Origin of the sequence: Pseudoalteromonas sp. AS84, assembly GCF_038900255.1 — a bacterium.
Classification (GTDB): Bacteria; Pseudomonadota; Gammaproteobacteria; order Enterobacterales; family Alteromonadaceae; genus Pseudoalteromonas.
In genome coordinates this window covers 1-20,742 of the sequence record NZ_JBBMQY010000001.1, presented here as the reverse complement: position 1 = coordinate 20,742, position 20,742 = coordinate 1, and the positions used below count along the sequence as shown (strand labels likewise).

The window sequence follows — 20,742 nt, the reverse complement described above, 5'->3', positions numbered from 1 at the left end:
TAAGTCTATTATTTAATTGAATATTTATACATTATGCTTGTTGCTTTGGTTGATACATTAAAACAATTAAGATATCAAATTGCCCATCTAGATGACGGTACTCTAAATTCAGAGTACCCAGAACTTGCATCCTTTATACAGGAAGTTGGCTTGACTGTAACTGAATCAAAGGCCGATCTGATATTCTTATATCAGTTTTTGTATGTTTATGGCCGAAAATCAGAAGCCACTTATAGTCGTTTTCGAAATGAACTCGAACGCTTTTATTTATGGTCGTGGTTAATAGCAAAAAAATCAGTATTCGATTTAAAGCGTGAAGACATTGAAGCCTACGTTGATTTTATGGTCGAACCCGACAAAGCCTGGGCTGCCACTTCAGTGCAATGGCGTTATAAAGATGAGCAAGGAATTCGTCGATTAAACCAAAATTGGCGCCCTTTTATGCTTAAAGAATCTATTGCTAGCCAACAAACTCTATCGTCTATGTTTACTGCTTTAAATGTATTTTATAAGTTTGCTTTACTAGAAGAAAAAACATTCGCGAACTTTGTCCCTGTTGTTAAAAAAAATAGTCCTTATTTAGTTGTTCAATCTCAAATTCAAATTCCAGACACATTAAGCGATATACAATGGGAATACGTTTTTGGTGTAACACGTGATTTATGCGAACATAACCCTGATTTAGAGCGAAACTTATTTACGCTTGCCTGCTTAAAAGGTCTTTATTTACGAATTTCAGAATTATCTGAGCGCCCGCAGTGGTCGCCGGTAATGTCTCATTTTTGGCAAGATAATGATGGATTTTGGTTTTTACGCATTATGGGCAAAGGTAATAAATTACGAGATGTAACCTTAAGTGATGATTTTGTTGAATATTTAAAACGCTATAGATTATATAGAGGTTTGTCTGCCCTTCCCCGTGTTGATGAGTCAGATCCACTGGTGCATAAAATTCGTGGCCAGGGTGGAATGACCGTAAGGCAAATCAGGCGTTTAGTTCAACAAAGTTTTGATTATGCGCAGCAGTCATTACTTGATGATGGTTTTAAAGATGATGCTGAACAACTCGGTGCTGCAACTGCACATTGGCTTCGTCATACTGGTGCCACACATGATGCGCAAACTAGACCGCTTAAACATTTATCAGAAGATTTAGGCCATTCTAAAATTGCTACTACCGATCAAATTTATATTCAAACAAATATTAAAGAGCGAGCAAAATCAGGACTTAAAAGGAAAATTTAATGGAGTACTTAGTAATAGCATTTATAGGCGGACTATTTTTAATTTATTCTTTAACACTTCGCCAGTTAGAAAAAACAGAAGTAACAGGTCCAATGTTTTTTGTTGTCGGCGGAATATGTTTAGCTATGTTACTACCCAATGAAGGGCATAAAATAAAAGAAGGTGTCGATCTCTTACTACCTTTTATAGAACTCACGCTGAGTATATTTTTATTTTCAGATGCAGCTAAGTCAAAGTTAAGTGTTTTAAGGCATAGTTTTCAGTATCCTAGTTTATTATTGTTTATTGCCCTGCCCTTAACTTTATTGCTAGGCATTGCCGTTGCTTTATTTTTATTTGCTGAGCTTTCACTTATTCAAGCAGCATTGCTCGCTATTATTTTAACACCTACCGATGCCGCATTAAGCAAAGGGCTATTAGCAAGTACACAAGTGCCCGAAAAAATTCGTGAAGGGATAAATACAGAAAGTGGTTTGAACGATGGTTTGTGTGTACCTGTATTTTTAATATTTATATTACTCGCTAAAAATCCTGATTCAGCTATTACTGCGACGCAAACACTAAGCGTATTTAGCCGAGAGCTTGGTTTGGCTTTATTAATAGCAATTACGAGTATCGCTATTTTTATACCATGTTTAAATTTTGCAATGAAGCGCCATTACTTTGCACAAAATACGAGTCCGTTTTTATTACTCGGTTTTGCTATGGCTGTGTTTTCTGTCACTCAGTATTTTCACAGCAGTGGGTTTATTGCGGTATTTATTGCAGGCTTATTGTTTGATAAATTCTCAACAGATGAAGTAAGAACAGAATTAATTGAAGACTCAGAACACATAGCAGATTTTACATCGCTAATGATTTGGTGCTTGTTCGGGTTTGTTTGCGCTTACTTAGTCATTCCTAAATTAAATGCTGAAATTATAATTTACGCTTTGTTAAGTACAACATTAATTAGAATAATTCCAGTTATGTTGTCACTACAGTTTACGGCATTGAATATTAAAGAGCGTTTTACATTTGCGTGGTTTGGACCAAGAGGTTTAGCATCAATTGTTTTTACATTGATGGTTATAGATACGCAAATAGAAAACAAATATCAAATTGCGACTATAGCAATGACGACTATTTTATTTAGTGTATTTATACACGGCATTAGCACTAAACCTATTGCAGATAGCTTTGCTAAAAAGTAGTTTTTAAAACAGTTATTTAAATTAGATAATTAAAATAATAGATTTAAAAAAGGCGTAACAATTAACTTCATCAATAATGAAAGTAATCGTTATGCCTTTTTTACTTAAGAACTAATTTAATAAATCTATTTAAGTACTCTTATTTTATAAAGTTATTTTAGAGCTTGAGCTAGTAATTCAATTGGGTGTTTTGGTTTAAACTTTTCAAAACGTTTAACTTGGCTACGACACGAAAAGCCGGTAGATAAAAGTTGCTCTGCTTTATTTTTATCTACAATTGGTTTCCAGCTCATTTCGTAAAGTGCACGTGAGTTATCTTGATTTTGATCTTCGTGGCCATAAGTTCCCGCCATTCCACAACAACCCGTATTTGTTGTTTTTAATGTTAAACCAATATCATTAAAAATTGTTTGCCATACAATTGCGGCTTTTGGCAATGCGGTTGTTTCAGTACAGTGACTTAATAATGTAAATTCGGTATCTGTATTTTGTTTGGCAGTTAACCCTTTGAATGATTGCGACTCTAACCATTCATGTGCAAGCTGCACGTTAAATTCGCCACGGTTATTTTCTAAAATTGTATTATATTCATCGCGATAACACATAACAAGTGACGCATCTAAACCGACTAACGGTGCATTAATGTCATTTAGTTTATTTAAAAACTCGGCGGCATTTTTTGCAGTTACTTTAAACTCATGCAAAAAACCTTTTACGTGTTGAGGCTTACCATTTGGTTTAAATGGTAATAGCATTGGTTTTTTACCAAGCTGGGTTATTAAAGTAATAAAGCTTTCCACTAGTTCTGCTTCGTAAAAACTCGTAAATGGGTCTTGTACTATTAATACGTATTCGCTTTGTTGTTCTGCATTTAATTTATTTAATAAATCAAAATCAAATTGTTGTACTTTAGTAACACGCTTTGAAAGTGCTGGAATACTTAACTGTGGTGTATCAACATAACCAACGGTTTTTTTAATAACATTACTAACTAATGATGTTTTAACAATTGGGTTTATAACTTTTGCAAATTTTGCCATTAATGGCGCGCTATTTTCTATATTGCCAACAAGGTAATCTTTTAACGGGCGCGCATAATAACTATGATAATAATTTAAAAAGCGTGAACGAAAAGTAGGAACATCTACTTTTATTGGGCAGGCAGTTGTACATGCTTTACATGCTAAACACTCATCCATTGACGCTTTTACTTCGTGTGAAAAGTCGTAAATACCTTTTCGTTTTTCTCGGCTATGAACAAAACGTTCCCACCAGGTAATCACTTCACCTTTATTAAGCTGTTTTTCTACTTCGAGCAAATCTACATTTTTTGACTCTTGCAGACGAAGCCATTCGCGCATTAAACTAGCACGTCCTTTTGGTGAATTACGACGATCACCAGTCACTTTATACGATGGGCACATAGGTGAGTTTTCATCGTAATTAAAGCATATGCCATTACCATTACAGGTCATTGCATTGTTAAAACTAGTTTTAACTTCTATTGATATTTGCTTATCGAAGTGCGATCTCTTTTGCCCATCCACACTGACTAGTGAGTCTTCACTATCAATAGGAGTGCATATTTTACCGGGGTTAATTCGGTTGTCAGGATCGAATGCTGTTTTTATTTTACGAAGTTGAGTATATAAATGCTCGCCAAAAAATTCAGGACTATATTCACTACGATAACCTTTACCGTGTTCGCCCCACATTAAACCGCCGTATTTAGCGGTGAGTTTTACTACTTGATCTGAAATAGTTCTAAGTAGTTTTTCTTGTTCTGGGTCGCACATATCAAGTGCCGGGCGTACGTGTAAAACCCCTGCATCAACATGACCAAACATACCATATTGTAAATTGTGGCTGTCGAGCAGTGCTCTAAATTCGACAATATAATCTGCTAAGTTTTCTGGTGGTACGGCGGTATCTTCTGCAAAAGCGAGCGGTTTTTGACTGCCTTTAACATTACCTAATAAACCCACTGACTTTTTACGCATTGCGTAAATTTTTAGTATGTCGCTTTTGTCACTGGTTAACTGATAACCAATAACGCCATTAGTTTGATTTTTTACGCATTCATCTAGAAGCTTACAAAGCGTGTCTACTTTGTCTTTTATATCATCGTTCGATACTGCATTAAACTCGACCATGTTAAGGCCTTGCATATCTTTATTTGGTACGTCGGTTATTAAGTCCGATACTAAATTCCAAATGATATCTTCGCGCGCTAAGTTTAAAACTTTGCTATCAACTGTTTCTACAGATGTTGCGCGTGCATCGACTAAAAATGGAGAATGGCGCAGCGCTGAGTCAAAACTATCGTACTTAATATTAATAAGCGTTTTAAACTCGGCAATAGGCGTCAGGTTTAATTTAGCTTCAGTTACTATACCTAATGACCCTTCTGACCCGGTGATTAGTCGGCTCATGTCAAAAGTAAGTAAGTCATCACTTAGTACATGCTCTAGGTCGTACCCGGTTAAAAAACGATTTAACCGAGGAAACTTAGCTAAAATAGCAGCGCGTTCATTAATCGAAATATCTAAAACTGTTTTATATAAATTGCCAATAAGTGAGTCTTGGTCGGCTATAATTTTTGCTTTATCGATGTCGATTGGTGAAGTGCACATAGGTGTGCCGTCAACTAAATAAGTTGTCAACCCTAAAACATGGTCGCTTGTTTTGCCGTAAACTAACGAACCTTGCCCCGATGCGTCAGTACTTATCATGCCACCAATAGTTGCCCTGTTACTGGTAGATAAATCGGGTGAGAAGAAAAAGCCATAAGGTTTCAAAAAATCATTAAGCTGATCTTTTATGACGCCTGTTTGAACCCGTACCCAGCCTTCTTCTACATTAATTTCAAGAATTTCGCGCATATAGCGTGACAAATCTACAACAATACCAGGTGTTAGCGATTGACCGTTAGTACCTGTTCCACCGCCACGAGGGCCAAACGTTAGTGATAAATACGGGTCACGAGATGCTGTTTGCAATGCGAGCTGAATATCTTTTTCGTTTTTTGGAAAAATAACACCTTGCGGTATTTGCTGATACACACTGTTATCGGTTGAAGCAGTAATACGCGTTGCATAACTTGCATCGGTATCTCCGGTAAAACCTTTATTTTTAATGGTACTTAGGTAATTAGCGACAAGTTCTGTCGCGGCATCTTGCTGTGTAATTGTTGCTATCATGACGGCGATATTTTAGGGCATTTGCCTAATTATATCATGGTGATGGCGAATAGAAATTGAAGATTTTACAGTTTGTAACACTCTTTTAGTCGATTTTAATCCAGCTTAAATTATACTCAAGTTAACCATTAGCGAGGCGTGTTATATGAAAAAATTACTATTACAGATCATTGGTGTGTTATTTATTTTGCTAGGATTATTTTTTGCGATTGTACCTGGTCCATCACTCATATTTTTTATGGCGGGTTTATTATGTTTTTCGCATTACTATCCTAAAGCACGACATTACTTATCACTGTGCCAAAAGACATTAACTAAGTCGTGTGCCTATTTGGATAAAAAATTAGCCCGCTAATTTACTTTTAAATGAATAAATAAAAATGCCAGCAATAAATTGCTGGCATTTTTTATAGCTTACATACTTGTTACTTTACTAATTTTTTAGCTAGGTACAACCATGTTTCTATTACTGTATCTGGGTTTAATGAAACAGAGTCAATGCCCTGCTCTACTAACCATGCTGCAAAGTCTTCGTGATCTGAAGGACCTTGTCCACAAATACCAACGTACTTTCCTTTTTCTTTAGCTGTTTTAATAGCCATAGAAAGTAGCTTTTTAATTGCTGGATTACGTTCATCAAATAAATGTGCAATTAAACCAGAGTCGCGATCAAGACCAAGCGTTAGCTGTGTTAAATCGTTAGAGCCGATAGAAAAACCATCAAACATTTCTAAAAATTCATCAGCAAGTAATGCATTTGAAGGAAGTTCACACATCATGATTACTTTAAGACCATTTTCGCCACGTTTAAGGCCATGCTCTTCTAGTAGTTCAATTACGCGTTTGCCTTCTTCAAGGGTACGTACGAATGGGATCATAATTTCTATGTTTTGCATATCCATTGTATTTCTAACGCGTTTAATAGCTTCACACTCTAGTGCAAAACAATCGCGGAAATCTTCTGAGATATAACGTGCGGCACCACGAAAACCAATCATTGGGTTTTCTTCTTCCGGCTCGTATTGCTGGCCGCCAACTAGGTTTGCGTATTCGTTTGATTTAAAATCAGACATACGAACAATTACACGCTCTGGTGCAAATGCACAACCTAGAGTAGAAATACCTTCAACCAGTTTTGTTATATAAAACTCTACTGGTGATTCGTAACCGGCAATCATGTCTGTGATTTCTGCTTTTAATGCATCTGTTTGAGCATCAAAATTTAATAATGCTTTTGGATGAACGCCAATCATACGGTTGATAATAAATTCAACTCGCGCAAGGCCAACACCTGCATGCGGTAAGCGTGCAAAGTCAAATGCACGATCGGGGTTACCCACGTTCATCATAACTTTCATTGGTAGTTCTGGCATTTTATCAACGCGTGACGTTAGTATTTCAAAATCTAAAATACCTTCGTAAATAAAGCCGGTATCGCCTTCAGCGCACGATACGGTTACTTCTTGACCCGCTTTAATTAAATCAGTTGCGTTACCACAACCAACAACTGCTGGAATACCAAGTTCGCGTGCAATGATTGCCGCATGACACGTACGTCCACCACGATTTGTAACAATCGCTGCTGCACGTTTCATTATTGGTTCCCAATCTGGGTCGGTCATATCGGTTACTAAAATGTCGCCTACTTGTACCTGATCCATTTCTTTGATTGAATCAAGAACACGAACAACACCGCTACCAATTTTATGACCAATTGCACGGCCTTCAACAACAACGTTGCTAGTACCGTTTAATTGAAAACGTTCCATAACGTTAGCGTCTTCGTTTGAGCGAACAGTTTCTGGACGAGCTTGAACTATATATAGTTTGCCGTCGTTACCGTCTTTTGCCCATTCGATGTCCATTGGACGACCGTAATGTTTTTCAATGATTACAGCTTGCTTGGCAAGGTCTTGCACTTCTTCATCTGTAATCGAAAATTTATTTGAAAGCTCAGGGGCAACATCAACGATGTCTACTTGCTTACCATGTGCTTTGTCTTCTGAGTAAATCATTTGAATGGCTTTAGAGCCAATGTTACGACGTACTACTGAAGGTTTGTTTTTTAGGAGTGTTGGTTTATGAACATAAAACTCATCAGGGTTAACTGCGCCCTGTACAACCATTTCACCTAAGCCGTAGCTTGATGTAATAAATACAACGTCTTCAAAACCAGACTCTGTATCAATACTAAACATTACGCCAGATGCTGATTTATCTGAACGTACCATACGTTGAATACCCGCTGATAATGCTACACCACGGTGATCGTAACCTTGGTGAACACGATACGAGATTGCACGGTCGTTAAATAATGAAGCAAATACGTGTTTAATAGCGACCATTACTGAATCGATACCAACTACGTTTAGGAAAGTTTCTTGCTGGCCTGCGAATGATGCATCTGGCATATCTTCAGCGGTAGCTGATGAACGCACTGCAAATGAAACATCTGCTGTAGTGTCGCCGTGGAGTTGGCTATATGCGTCGCGAATGGCTTGATCTAGGTTTGGTTGGAATGGTGTGTCGATTATCCATTGGCGGATGTCTGCACCGACTTTAGCGAGTGTATTTACATCATCAACATCAAGTGTATCTAGAATGTCGTGAATTTTTGCTGTGAGTCCTGATTGATCTAAAAACTCATTAAAAGCATCTGCGGTAGTTGCGAAACCACCCGGTACTTGTACACCAGCGTTTGCTAGGTTTGAAATCATTTCGCCAAGTGATGCGTTTTTACCGCCAACTCGAGGAACATCTTGCATACCAAGCTCTTGATACCAGAGAACGTATTCTTGCACGGATCTTTCTCCAAAAAAAACTAATTGTAGGTCTAACTGTGAGAGTTAAGAAAGAAAACCTTTTATAAAGGTCACCATCATTCTACACTGGCAATAGTCCTCACGTAAACCGTGAGAAACCCATTTTAGGGATTTAAACGCAATAAAAAGGTTAATTATGAGAACTGCTTTTTATATATCAGATGGAACAGCTATTACTTCAGAAGTGTTTGGGCATGCTACTTTGTCGTTGTTCCCTATCGATTTTAATCATAAAACAATTCCATTTGTAGAAACTGAAGAAAAAGCCCGCGAAATTAAAGCATTAATTAATGCGACAGCTGCAAAAACCGGCGAAAAGCCTTTCGTGTTTTTTACTTTTGTAAATCATAGTTTGAGTGAAATTATAAAATCGGCTGATGCAGTGACCTATGACTTTTTAACTACATACAGCGAAAAAATAGAAAAAGAACTAGATGTAGCCCCTGTTCCAAAAATGCACCGCACGCATTCTATTCATGAAAAAAGTTATGATTTTAGAATTGATGCAGTTAACTATGCACTTATGAATGATGATGGCGGCAATATTAAAAACTTTTCTGAAGCTGACATTATTTTAATTGGTGTTAGCCGAAGTGGTAAAACACCAACCAGCTTATACTTAGCGCTACAATATGGCATTAAAGCGGCTAACTATCCTATTACAGAAGAAGACTTAGATAATGAGGGTTTACCTAAGTGCTTAATACCTTATAAACATAAGTTATTTGGGCTTACGATTGACCCTGAAAGACTTGCGGCTATAAGGCATAGACGTATGGCTAATTCTAAGTATGCATCTATTAAACAGTGTCGTATTGAGGTGCGTGAAGTAGAAATGCTTTATAAGCGCCATAAAATTGCTTACTTTAATTCTACGCATCATTCGGTAGAAGAGATATCTGCAAAGATACTGACAGAGACAGACCTAGAGCGACGTAAGTACTAACTAATTGATGAGACTAAAAACAAAAAAAACCGCATTTAAGCGGTTTTTTTAATATTAACAAATATTATTTACGTGCGTCTTTTAGTAAGTCAGCTACTAAAAAGCCTAACTCTAATACTTGGTCGGCATTAAGACGTGGGTCACACTGCGTTTTATAACGCTGTGCTAAGTCATCGTCTGATAAACCGTAAGCACCACCAGTACACTCTGTTACGTGCTGGCCTGTCATTTCTAGATGAACACCACCTGCGTATGAACCTTCAGCTTTATGAACAGCGAAGAATTGGCTGATTTCGCGCATGATATTGTCGAAGTTACGCGTTTTGTATCCTGACGTCGCTTTTTCAGTATTGCCGTGCATTGGATCAGAGCTCCAAATTACTTTACGACCTTCTTGCTGAACTTTCCTTACGAGGGCTGGAAGTTTTTCTGGTAGTACGTCTGCACCCATGCGTGTAATTAGCGTTAAGCGACCAGGAATGTTATCTGGGTTTAATGCATCAATTAAACGAATTAGGTCATCAGGTTCCATACCTGGGCCAACTTTAACACCGATTGGATTTTTAATACCTTTGAAAAACTCAATATGTGCATGGTCAAGTTGACGTGTACGCTCACCAATCCATACAAAATGAGCAGAACAATCGTACCAGTCACCTGATAAGTGGTCGCGACGAGTAAGGGCTTCTTCGTAGCCAAGTAGTAATGCTTCGTGAGAGGTATATAAATCAGTTTCTTTTAAGCTTGGCGCAATTGTAGAGTTAATTCCGCACACTTCCATAAATTCGAGTGCGTCTTGAATTTTGTCTGCAAGTTGTTGGTATTTTTCTTTAAGTGGGTTTGCAGCTACAAATCCCATGTTCCAACGGTTAACCTGGTGAAGATCGGCAAGGCCACCTTGTGCAAATGCACGTAATAAGTTTAATGTTGCCGCGCTATGGTGATATGCAGTCATTAAACGTTGTGGATCTGGGATACGCGCTTCTTCCGTAAACTCAATATTATTAATGATGTCGCCACGATAAGATGGTAAAGACACACCATTAATTGTTTCTAAGTCTGCTGAACGTGGTTTAGCATATTGACCCGCCATACGCGCAATTTTAACTACAGGGCATTTACCGCCGTAAGTTAGTACAACAGCCATTTGTAAGATTGTTTTGAACGTATCGCGAATATTAGCGGCATTAAAGTCACTAAATGATTCTGCACAGTCACCGCCTTGAAGTAAAAATGCACGACCTTCGCACACGTCTTCAAGTTGTTTAAATAAACTTCTAGTTTCTTCAGCAAAAACTAAAGGTGGAGCCGTCTTTAATTGGCCTTCAACTGATTTTAGTATTTCTTGATCTGGGTACTGTGGTTGCTGCAGTATTGGCAGCTCTCTCCAGCTATTTGGGTTCCACGATTGCATGTTCTTTCCTCATTCCTACATTACCTGATAAGAAGAAATTAACGTATGCAGGCACCTAAGTTCAAGGACTAAATTCACTATTTACTAATTATTTAGTTATGAGGTAAGTATTTATGAGGTTTATAGCCAAAAATTGAATTATTGCCACTTGATAAGTTTGTTTTTAATTTAATTTAAAACATTATAAAACAATGAGATAAAATACAATTGGTTATATTTTAGCTACTTGGAGATAGAATGTAGCAAAGTAACATTAGTGAACAGTTTGATTGAGAACACATCATACTTAAATTCAATCTATTGTAATCTTAACTTTACAGGTTAAATAAAACATTATATCTATCAAGTAGGATCTTGTTAAATTGTGTGATAAGGCGTTACATAGCTACATATAATAAGAGATGAGTATTTTCAAGGTATGCGATTGCTTATGCGTATGGCGTTTTCAATACTGTTCCACTATTTAAATAATATATCAGCAGAGTGTTTCACCTTTTAAGTAATAGTTTAATTAAGATGTTGTACATGTTTTGTTGGTTTGCCGCCTCTTGCATTCCCCTACTATGTTTTAGGTATGCTCCTGACTGGATGCCATCGAATACGCGCTGCTTAACTATATTAAAAACATAGCTAAAAGAACACATCATACTTATTGATGCTAAGATTTAAATCTTAGCACTGAGTAGTACTCAGTAATTAAATAATCAAATAGCTAAGAAATATGCGATAATCCTTTTAAGTAAGATGTGTTCTTGGTGGGTTATGGTAAGTAAGGTTCAAATTAGAAGTCAGTTCGATTTAATGAATGAACTGACGGTAAGGTTAGTTGAAGAGCTTAAAGAATGTGACTATTCGAAAGCTGAATATTATCGACTTCCAGATATTAGTAGTCTTGATGAGAATATTGTTCCAGAGTCAATTATCACCGAAAAAATATCTGGTGACATAGCTCATAGGGCTATTCTCAATTCGTTTACCGATATTTATAAAAAAGAAGGCTTAAGTAGTCGTGTATTAAAGCGCCATCCCGGTTTGTTAGTTATAAAAAATGCTAATAAAGAAGCATTAAATAACCGAATTGCTCAAGTAAATAAAGCTAAAGCAGACTTTAAAGCATGCATAGTTGCAATAGATAATAACGATGCTCGTTTTGAAGCTGTTCATAATGCAATGCCGAATTTAATTACACTTGCTGCATATCGCAAAATTCATTGTGAAAGTGACTCTCCATTTTCAGTTAGATTTACTTGGATGCACAAACACGCAACAAAAACGCTAACAAAAAAAATGGCTCTCGAGATGCTCGATAAATCGGCCGGTTATAAAAATCCAAGAATGATTGATCAACAAAAATGGCAATCACTTGTAGCTCAAGAACAGTTACGAGTTGCCAGCTTAGGTGAAAAAGAAAAACTAAGGATTCGTCGCCCCACTCGTGTAAGCCCACAAGTTAATGTGAGATATACTGCACAAAACCGCTATCATGTTAGTGCCGCATTGCCCTTTATTTTGATTAATCCAGAGCCAGACGTAAAATTAGGTATATTACCTGACTATCAAAAACCAGAAGCTCACCCGCGTAAACGCGAGTACGATTTTTTAGTCGATAGGCTATATTTAGAGCAGGTAGACCGGTAGTGATTATGTTAAAAAGGCCACAATATGTGGCCTTTTTGGTAATGTGTTTAAGTATTTAAATAGTGTTTATTACTTTTCTACTATCTCTTCGATTTTATCTTCATCAATCAGCACTGCATTTTCTACAATTCGTTTACCACCTTGAATTTCAATGCGTTTGTTGTGTTTATTCAGTGTAAGTATTTCATCACAAAACTGATCAGATGGATGCATTTCGTAGGTGTAATCAATAATATTGCCTGTTTTATCATCTTTTACATTAGTAATGCTGTATTCTGATATTGCGCCTTTTTCAATTAAGTCTTTCATAGTAGTGGTCATATCACGACGCAGCGCTTTTAATTTATTTTCGGTAATATCATCCGTTGAATAAATAGAGCCATATTTTTCCATGATAGACAGCAATCTAAAATGATAAGTTTTACCTGGCGCAGCATAACGCCAAAGATGGTACAAACGCAGCATCATCCAACGCGATAATCCACGTTTTAATTCTTGTGCACTATTAAAGTAATAACCTTTGTATTCAAGGTTATCAATCATGTTATGAACAAATGCATTTAAACAGGCGACACATTTTACATTGCCACCCTGACCCTTCTTGCCGCTAAAATGAAGTGACGATAAAAAGTTCATATTTGACTCGTAAAACGAATCATCTATATCAGAATTTTTAGTATCTGTTGCAGAATATTTAAACGAAAGTTTAGAACCTTGCAATGCTTCAAGAGATTCTTTAATTGCAGGATATGGCATAGACTGCCCTACCGCTTTAAGCTCTTGGGCTAATTCGTTCATAGAAAAAACAACCGCGTATTGAATACCGGACTTAAAATTAATTTTAACTATTTTGCCTTTAGAGGCCAAACGAATAAGTGCGCGTTCAACTTTTTCTTCTCTATCTGATGGCCAGACAAGGTATTCTACGTCTTCGCCATCTTTGCGCGTACTTACAACAGCGGGAGTTATTTTTATTTCGCCATCGTATAAAATACCATCTACTTTTTCAGATATTTTACGCGTGATAATTGTTTTTTTAGGTGCTTCTTCAAGTGGTAATTTTTTATAGCCAGAACGTACAAAACGTCCCCACAAATCATAATGATTAAACGTGTTTGAATATGCACGTAATCCATGAGCTGCATTTTCAATAGAAATTCGCACGTCTTTGTTATCTGTAAATAGTGCTAAACTTTCGTTATCTATTGCACTTTCCACCCCGTGGATTTGGCCCCTAAGTGTATCGGGCAAGTTATCTACCGAGATGTTGACCTTTCGGCTCATTGTTCTTATTTCCATTTTTATTGCGACAGCTCATAACAACACATTAAGCAGCAAAAGTTAAATGTTTAAGTTAGTATAAAAGTGATCTGACTTTAAATAAAAGGCTTAGATCACTATTTTACTAAGTGGAGTCCATAACTTCTTATTTCAGATCATATTTATACTAACTGAGCTATTACAAATCTCTTTTTTACTAACTCAGCTGTTATTTTGTCCATTACAATCGCTTTATTTTAAAATTTAGCACGACAAATTCATGTAAAAATAAATACCCCTGTGGATAAAGCCTTATCGAGTTAGCATAGATCTGATCTGTACCAAGTACAGATCAGATCTATACTAATTAAACGTACATTTTGATGGTGGCACAAGTGCATAACTTTATAATTTACTTAGTAAAAAGCTGATCTACGAAGCTCTTTTTGTTCATAACTTTATGCGCAACCTGTGCATAACTCTATTTTAAAAATAGGCCTTAGTAAAAAGCTGATCTGCAGGTAGATAAAGATCTGATCTTAACCAAGTATAAAGCTGATCTGATTTTTTAGACATTGTTTATATAAATCATTATGTTATGTGTCAATTTAAAGCCCTTAACCTTTATTACCTTATATATTTAACCACCTTTAAACTTCTTTATTTATACTAAGCAATATTAATGGTGTAAAAGTATTTTTAAATGTCTTGTTTTTAAAATGCATGTCGTCTTAAATAGTTGTTTACAGCAAATTGAATGGACATTATACTAACTCCCTAACTTTGAGGAAGAAAGTATGTCTATCAATAATAACGCGTTAAGTACCTACCGGCTTTTAAAAGCAACTGCCGAAGTAGCTGAAAAATCATTAGAAGGTCGTATTCAGCACTATCGTGCGCATCTTAAATCAGAAGAAAAAGAATTAAGAACCTATACGCAAAAAGCAGCTGCAGATTTATTAGGTTGTAATAATCGTACTTTAAAAAGGCGTCATGACAATGGCGACTTTGATGATTTAAACATTAAACGCGGTGCTAATGGACATTATGCTTACACGTTAGTAAACATTTTTGCCATGGCCGATATTATGGATATTAAACCAGATCATCGTACTGGTGATGACAAACTTCAAGTTATTGTTATTAACTCCCTCAAAGGCGGCTGTGGTAAAACAACTAGTATGGTTAATATCGCAGCAGCACTTGCGACGACTAATATTAAGCGCTATCGCATTGGTATAATAGATTTAGACCCTCAAGGCTCTTCTTCAAGCTTTTTTCCTTCAAGTGAGCATGACCCTATTACTGTTGGTGATTTAATGCGAGATTGTATAGATTTAGATGAGGGCGAAACATGGCCTGAATTTGTATCTAATTCATTTTTACCAACACATATCCCAAATATTCGTGTTTTGCCTTCAGGTATGGATGATTTTTACTTTGAGCACGAAACGGCAACATTGCTCAAAGATACCTCAAATTATGAGCAAACTCGTCACTACCATAAGTTACTAGAAAAAGTTATTGACCCTGTTAAAGATGAATTTGATATTATCTTAATCGATACAGCACCTACCCTTAACTTTATGTTTTATAATGCATTAATGGCATCTACAGCAATGTTGATCCCTGTTCACCCAGAAGCTGTAGATTTCGACGCTAACAATAAATATTTAAAACGATTAGGTGAGATTTACCATACCGTAGCGGCACTAGGCCACGAAGGTTGGGACTTTATGCAGTTTTTAGTTACTAACTATGTAAAGGGTAATCACTCACAGCGCGATATTGTTAAAGATGTCCGTAGTGCATTTGGTCGCCAAGTTATGAGCTACCCAATTAATCACAGCTCGGCAATTACAGCAAGTTCATCATCTTTTAATACTATTTTTGATCAAAAAGCGTCAGACAGCTTAGCAAGTCGTGAATCATTAATGCGCGCCCAAGAAAATATTAAAGATGTGGTCGATGAACTAGAGATGCTTATTCGTTCAAATTGGCAGTCAACTCAGTCAACACTCAATTCCCCTAAGTAAGGATGTTAAATAAAAATGGCTAAAAAACGTAAAAATGACACCCGCTTAGATCCTTTTGCAACCGCTGTAGGTAGCAGTAGCCTTGACGCATTATTAGAACAGGCCAATGCTGGCGATGTAATTAGAATGCCGGCACCGAGCGATCCTGGGCGCCAGATAACGCTTGTTTGTAAAGTGATCTCACACGCTGATATTGAATCTACTACAGGTGTATATGGTAAAAACCGCCGTGTACAGTCACTGCTAAACGAAAAGTCAGTATCAGATATTCTTCCTGCGATTCGTGATGATGGCCGTAATCAGCATCCTGCTCTACTTTGGGATCAAGGTGAAACAAGCTTAGTTTTAGCGGGCTCTCGCCGTCGTATGGCGTGTATTTTAGGTAACGCAGATTATTTGGTACTTAGTTCAAGCGATTTTACTGATCAAGATGCTAAAATTTTAGCCGTATCTTCAGATCAGTACATTGCCCCGAGCTTATGGGAGCTAGGACAAGCTTACCAACAAACAAAAAATGAGTTAATTGAACAAGGTAAAAAAGGCTCTTACAGAGAAATAGCCGCCATTGAAGGTGTATCGCACACTGCAATTGCAGATGCCATCAAGGCGTATGAGCAAATACCTGCCGATGTTATTGCGCTTTACCCTACTGCAAATCATGTAGGTCGTGAAGTAGCTAAAAAGCTTGTGAGCGCAAAGGAGCGCGACCAAGAGGCGTTTAAGCAACTAGTTTTAGCCCTATCTAGCGATGAAGAGCTAAATGCGATTACAAGCGACGACAAGCGTGCAATGGCAATCACTAAATGCTTAACAGCTGAGCCACAAGTGGCCGTTAAACGTGAAGCTGTACTAGAAAATAAATTTATATCAGTACAACGCAATTTAAAAAGCGGCGATGTGTCTATCAAAATTGACAATAAAGTGATGACAGACAAACGCTTAGAGCAATTAACTAAGTTATTAAGTGCTTTTAATTAGTTAGTTAAATAATGATCTGTCAGACTTGTTTACTTAGTTAAATAGTGATCTGACAGATTGTTTTGTTAGTAAAAATCTGATCTTTACTAGCGAAATTCCTCTTCAAACAACCATATTATCTCTTCAAGATCACTTTTTTACTAACTGCCCCCCTCTTTTTAGCATCACTTTCTTGATTTATTATTATGGTTAGTAAAATCGTGATCTGTAATACCTAGATTATTCTTTGTACTTGTATGCAGGGTCTATCATTTAGCTAAATTTTATACTAATTTTTACCTATAAACCGGTTTTTTACTAAGCTATCAGCTCCAACCAGTTTATAACTTGTTAATAGTGCTTTAGCTCAGAGCACATAAGGCATATACTGGCAGAATTATTTTTAAAATTTAATGCTTAGAGTGACATGTCTGCTAACTTATCAAAAAATGATTTAATGGCTATTTTTGAAGAAATTAAGAATGAGCAGGCTACCCAGTTTCCTCTGTCTGAACGCTTTATTAAAAAACTTTTCCGTCAAAATGTCCTAGATAAAGGAAAAGAATATTATAAAAAAGGCCAGATCACTTGGTTAGAACACACGCCTAATTTTTCTGTTGTTGACTCTACTGTTCAAGTGGATAACGGATCATCGTTTAACCAACGTATTGAGATCAGTAAAGTACCAACTGGTTATTCTGTTGATACGCACTGTACATGTAATGCAAAAACCAAATGTCGACACTTGGCCGCTATTTTATTTAAGCTTAAAATTGAGCATTCTGGCGAGTACGGTGAAGATTACTTTATTAATGACTGGTTTAGCGAATTAAGCGCACTTAAAAGTGGTGAGCAAAATATACCTTCGCAAGTGTTATTGTTTGTATTAGATATTGAAAATAACAAAGTATTTTTAACGCCTAAAATAGCGAATGTTGAGACTAAAAAGAATTATACATTAGGCCGAAACTTAACCGAGCAGCAGTTAAATAGTTTTGTAACGCCGAGTGATTTACTCGAAAGTGACTTTAGATTATTTAGTTGGATACGCTCACAAAATGCAGTGGGAAGTATTGAGCTAAAAGGTCAATGGGGCTTTAGTGCCTTACAACAACTTATAGCTACAGAACGCTTGTTTTTTCAGCGCTCTCGAGTACCAATAAAAGCACAATCGGGCCAAGCATTAAGTTTTAGTTGGGAGCAAGATAAAGACCTTTCTCAATTAGTTATTAAGCTTGAGCAAACTCAAAACTGGGCTTTATTAAAAACAACACCACCTACTTACCTCGATTTGGATCATTTAAAAGCGGGTCGTCTTCGCACACCATTAAGTGCAGACGAAATAGCACATTTACAAACTATGCCTGCTTTGCACGATGCTAATTTTGATCGAATTTACAAACAACTTGCCGATAATTTTGGCGCAGGTGTAATACCTCATCCTACTAACTTGCAGCCAACGTTACCTAAAATCTCTAGTAATGCTGTTTTAAAAGTAACGATGGGCGATCAAGGTTTATCACTTTCGTTATTATTTAAGTATAAAAATAAAAATTATTTAGCGGGTTCTGCACCTGCAAGTACTATTAATAGTGCTTTTGAAAATACAGTAACGAATGAGCTAATAAACCTAGGATTTGAATTTTGTAAAGGGGGTTTACAAAGTGAACTTGTATTTACAAAGCAATCTCCTATCCATTTGCATTGGCTTATATACGAAGTATTTCCTGGTTTTAAACAACGTGGTTGGCAGGTAAGTGTAAGTAAAGTAACGAGTCCTAATCCGCAGTGTGAAGTTAGCTTACATGTGCACCGTGCTGCAGGGCATCAAATGCACTGTAAAGTACTGCTATGTGATGCAAAAGCAGCTCTTTTATTTACTAATACAGATCCGCTATATCAGTCGTTAAACCGACAAAGTGAGTTATTTTACTACTATCCGCTTGGTCGTGAATTTGGAGTTATTAATAAGTCTGCAATTAACTTATTAGATGAATTTAAAGAGCGTTTTGAGTTTGTAAAAACACGGGACGAATTTAATATTCCGCTTTCGTACTTGCCAGAGCTTGTAAAGCACACAGCCATAAACGTAGAGTTGCATGACGACTCGCTTGAGCGATACTTACAAGAGCTAAACAATACCGATACCGCAATGCCAAAGGTTTCTTTACATGGCTTGAATGACTCGGTAACGCTTCGTGAGTACCAACAGCAAGGTGTTGACTGGCTTAGTTTTTTAAAGCGTCATAAATTAGGTGGTATTTTAGCTGATGACATGGGGCTTGGGAAAACACTGCAAGTTATTGCGTTTTTAGCGAGCACGTTTAATCGTCCGCAAGCGGGTCCTACACTAATTGTATGTCCAACTAGCTTGGTGAGTAATTGGGAAAATGAAATTACTAAGTTTGCTAAAAGTTTAAAAGTTACCACTATATTTGGATCAAACCGTAACGAACCTTTACAACACTTAGCACAAGCCCAATGCATACTCACTACATACCCATTGTTAAAACGTGATATAGCTTATTACTCGCCATTATATTTTGAAAATATAATTCTCGATGAAGCTCAATACATTAAAAACGATACCGCACAGGTGTCGCGATTAGTGAAACGTTTAAATGCCGACTTTAAACTTTGTTTAAGTGGTACTCCAATCGAGAATAACTTACTTGAGCTTAAATCGTTACTCGATTTTGCTATGCCATCTTTACTTGGTTCTCAAGCTCACTTTAAGCTGCATTTTCAAACGCCTATTGAGCGTGAAGCTGATATGGAGAGAGCTGAGCAGTTAAAAGCGTTAATTATGCCCTTTATAATGCGCCGCACTAAAGCACAAGTAGCGCAAGAGCTTCCCGAAAAAACAGAGCTAACTAAAGAATTTGAGTTTGAGCCTAAGCAAAAAGAAATGTATCAGGGCATTACACGTTCTTTAGAAGAAAAGCTAATAGACTTATTTGCTGAGCAAGGTGCACAAAAAAGTAAGCTTGCATTTTTAGAGGCGTTATTAAAACTTAGGCAAATTTGCTGTCACCCTAAATTAATAGATCCAGATACTCAGGCTGGTTCTGCTAAGCTTGAATGGTTAACAACACACTTACCGCTTATGTTAAGTCTCGGTCGTAAAATTATTATATTTAGTCAGTTTACATCGGCACTCGATTTAATAGCCCAACGCCTTGAAGAAACAAATATTAACTTTAGTATGCTTACAGGCCAAACGCGCCACAGAGATAAAGTAATCGACGAGTTTACCAGTGGTAAAACATCTGTGTTTTTAATTAGCTTAAAAGCCGGCGGTACAGGCCTTAACCTAACACAAGCCGATACCGTTATTCACTTTGATCCATGGTGGAACCCTGCCGTAGAAAAGCAAGCGACTGATAGAGCTTACCGTATTGGCCAAACTAACCCGGTATTTGTTTATAAGCTCATAATGAATAATTCAATAGAGCAAAAAGTATTTAAAATGCAACAAGACAAACAAGCTCTTGTAGATGCGTTATTTACTGATAAATCAATGAGCTTTACTAAATTTGATGAACAACAAATGTTATCGCTAATTAAAAGTTAAATTGCTCTAAAAAGTTTTGATCTTTTTATGAACTTAATTTAAAAAGTGGCGTCTACTATTATGCTTGTTGATTAATTGCAGTTAATACAAGTTTTCATGTTGATTCCCCCCATTTAATTACTAATTTTAGTAATGATTGAGCCAGCCCATTTTGAGTTGGCTTTTTTTATGCCTAAAATTTAGTGTGCTGCACTTATTTAAAAAGTTTTGATCTTTTTATGAACTTAATCCAAAAAGTGGCGTCTACTATTATGCTTGTTGATTAATTGCAGTTAATACAAGTTTTCATGTTGATTCCCCCCATTTAGTTACTAATTTTAGTAATGATTGAGCCAGCCCATTTTGAGTTGGCTTTTTTTATGCCCAAAATTTAGCGTGCAGCACTTATTTAAAAAGTTTTGATCTTTTTATGAACTTAATCCAAAAAGTGGCGTCTACTATTATGCTTGTTGATTAA

At 36.7% G+C, this 20,742-nt stretch carries 12 protein-coding genes; 8 read left to right on the top strand and 4 right to left on the bottom strand.

Translation table 11 applies throughout. The features are described 5' to 3' along the window. Positions 1 to 33 precede the first annotated feature (33 nt). On the top strand, positions 34 to 1,245 hold the full coding sequence (locus tag WNY79_RS00060) for a tyrosine-type recombinase/integrase (protein ID WP_170071492.1): 1,212 nt from the start codon (positions 34 to 36) through the stop codon (positions 1,243 to 1,245). Continuing rightward, on the top strand, positions 1,245 to 2,438 hold the full coding sequence (locus tag WNY79_RS00055) for a cation:proton antiporter (protein WP_342874759.1): 1,194 nt from the start codon (positions 1,245 to 1,247) through the stop codon (positions 2,436 to 2,438). Before WNY79_RS00060 ends, WNY79_RS00055 begins: the two co-directional genes overlap by 1 nt. Positions 2,439 to 2,590: 152 nt before the next feature. Here the strand turns inward: WNY79_RS00055 and WNY79_RS00050 are convergent, their stop codons facing one another. After that, the gene (locus WNY79_RS00050; RefSeq protein ID WP_342874758.1) at positions 2,591 to 5,638 is read right to left on the bottom strand and encodes an FAD-binding and (Fe-S)-binding domain-containing protein; all 3,048 of its coding nucleotides are present in this window, start codon (positions 5,636 to 5,638) and stop codon (positions 2,591 to 2,593) included. A 145-nt stretch (positions 5,639 to 5,783) separates the two neighbouring features. On the opposite strand from WNY79_RS00050, the gene WNY79_RS00045 reads away from it, so the two are divergent. Continuing rightward, complete coding sequence (locus WNY79_RS00045; protein WP_342874757.1) at positions 5,784 to 5,993, top strand: PGPGW domain-containing protein; 210 nt, start codon at positions 5,784 to 5,786, stop codon at positions 5,991 to 5,993. A gap of 70 nt (positions 5,994 to 6,063) precedes the next feature. On the opposite strand, the gene ppsA is transcribed toward WNY79_RS00045, so the two are convergent. Then, complete coding sequence (gene ppsA / locus WNY79_RS00040; protein WP_342874756.1) at positions 6,064 to 8,439, bottom strand: phosphoenolpyruvate synthase; 2,376 nt, start codon at positions 8,437 to 8,439, stop codon at positions 6,064 to 6,066. 157 nt (positions 8,440 to 8,596) lie between these two features. Between ppsA and WNY79_RS00035 the strand changes: the two genes are divergently transcribed. After that, entirely contained in the window at positions 8,597 to 9,406 is an 810-nt protein-coding gene (locus WNY79_RS00035; RefSeq protein WP_024597885.1) for a pyruvate, water dikinase regulatory protein, read from the top strand. Positions 9,407 to 9,470: 64 nt separating this feature from the next. Here WNY79_RS00035 and WNY79_RS00030 read toward each other — a convergent pair whose 3' ends face one another. Further along, the gene (locus WNY79_RS00030) at positions 9,471 to 10,820 is read right to left on the bottom strand and encodes a 3-deoxy-7-phosphoheptulonate synthase class II (protein WP_024597884.1); all 1,350 of its coding nucleotides are present in this window, start codon (positions 10,818 to 10,820) and stop codon (positions 9,471 to 9,473) included. Between the two features lie 762 nt (positions 10,821 to 11,582). Here WNY79_RS00030 and WNY79_RS00025 point away from each other — a divergent pair. Next, entirely contained in the window at positions 11,583 to 12,458 is an 876-nt protein-coding gene (locus WNY79_RS00025; RefSeq protein WP_342874755.1) for a DNA replication terminus site-binding protein, read from the top strand. A gap of 69 nt (positions 12,459 to 12,527) precedes the next feature. Here WNY79_RS00025 and WNY79_RS00020 read toward each other — a convergent pair whose 3' ends face one another. After that, a complete protein-coding gene (locus tag WNY79_RS00020) occupies positions 12,528 to 13,742 on the bottom strand; it encodes a hypothetical protein (RefSeq protein WP_024591590.1) in 1,215 nt (404 codons plus the stop codon). Between the two features lie 773 nt (positions 13,743 to 14,515). Here WNY79_RS00020 and WNY79_RS00015 point away from each other — a divergent pair. The 3 genes from WNY79_RS00015 to WNY79_RS00005 all read left to right on the top strand — a co-directional run bounded on the left by WNY79_RS00015 (position 14,516) and on the right by WNY79_RS00005 (position 20,285). Continuing rightward, positions 14,516 to 15,754, top strand: a complete 1,239-nt coding sequence (locus WNY79_RS00015; RefSeq protein ID WP_024597882.1) for an AAA family ATPase — start codon at positions 14,516 to 14,518, stop codon at positions 15,752 to 15,754. 15 nt (positions 15,755 to 15,769) lie between these two features. Next, the gene (locus WNY79_RS00010) at positions 15,770 to 16,732 is read left to right on the top strand and encodes a transcriptional regulator (protein WP_342874754.1); all 963 of its coding nucleotides are present in this window, start codon (positions 15,770 to 15,772) and stop codon (positions 16,730 to 16,732) included. A gap of 406 nt (positions 16,733 to 17,138) precedes the next feature. Beyond that, positions 17,139 to 20,285 (top strand): DEAD/DEAH box helicase, encoded by a 3,147-nt coding sequence (locus WNY79_RS00005; protein ID WP_342874753.1) that lies wholly within the window; start codon positions 17,139 to 17,141, stop codon positions 20,283 to 20,285. Positions 20,286 to 20,742: the final 457 nt, after the last annotated feature.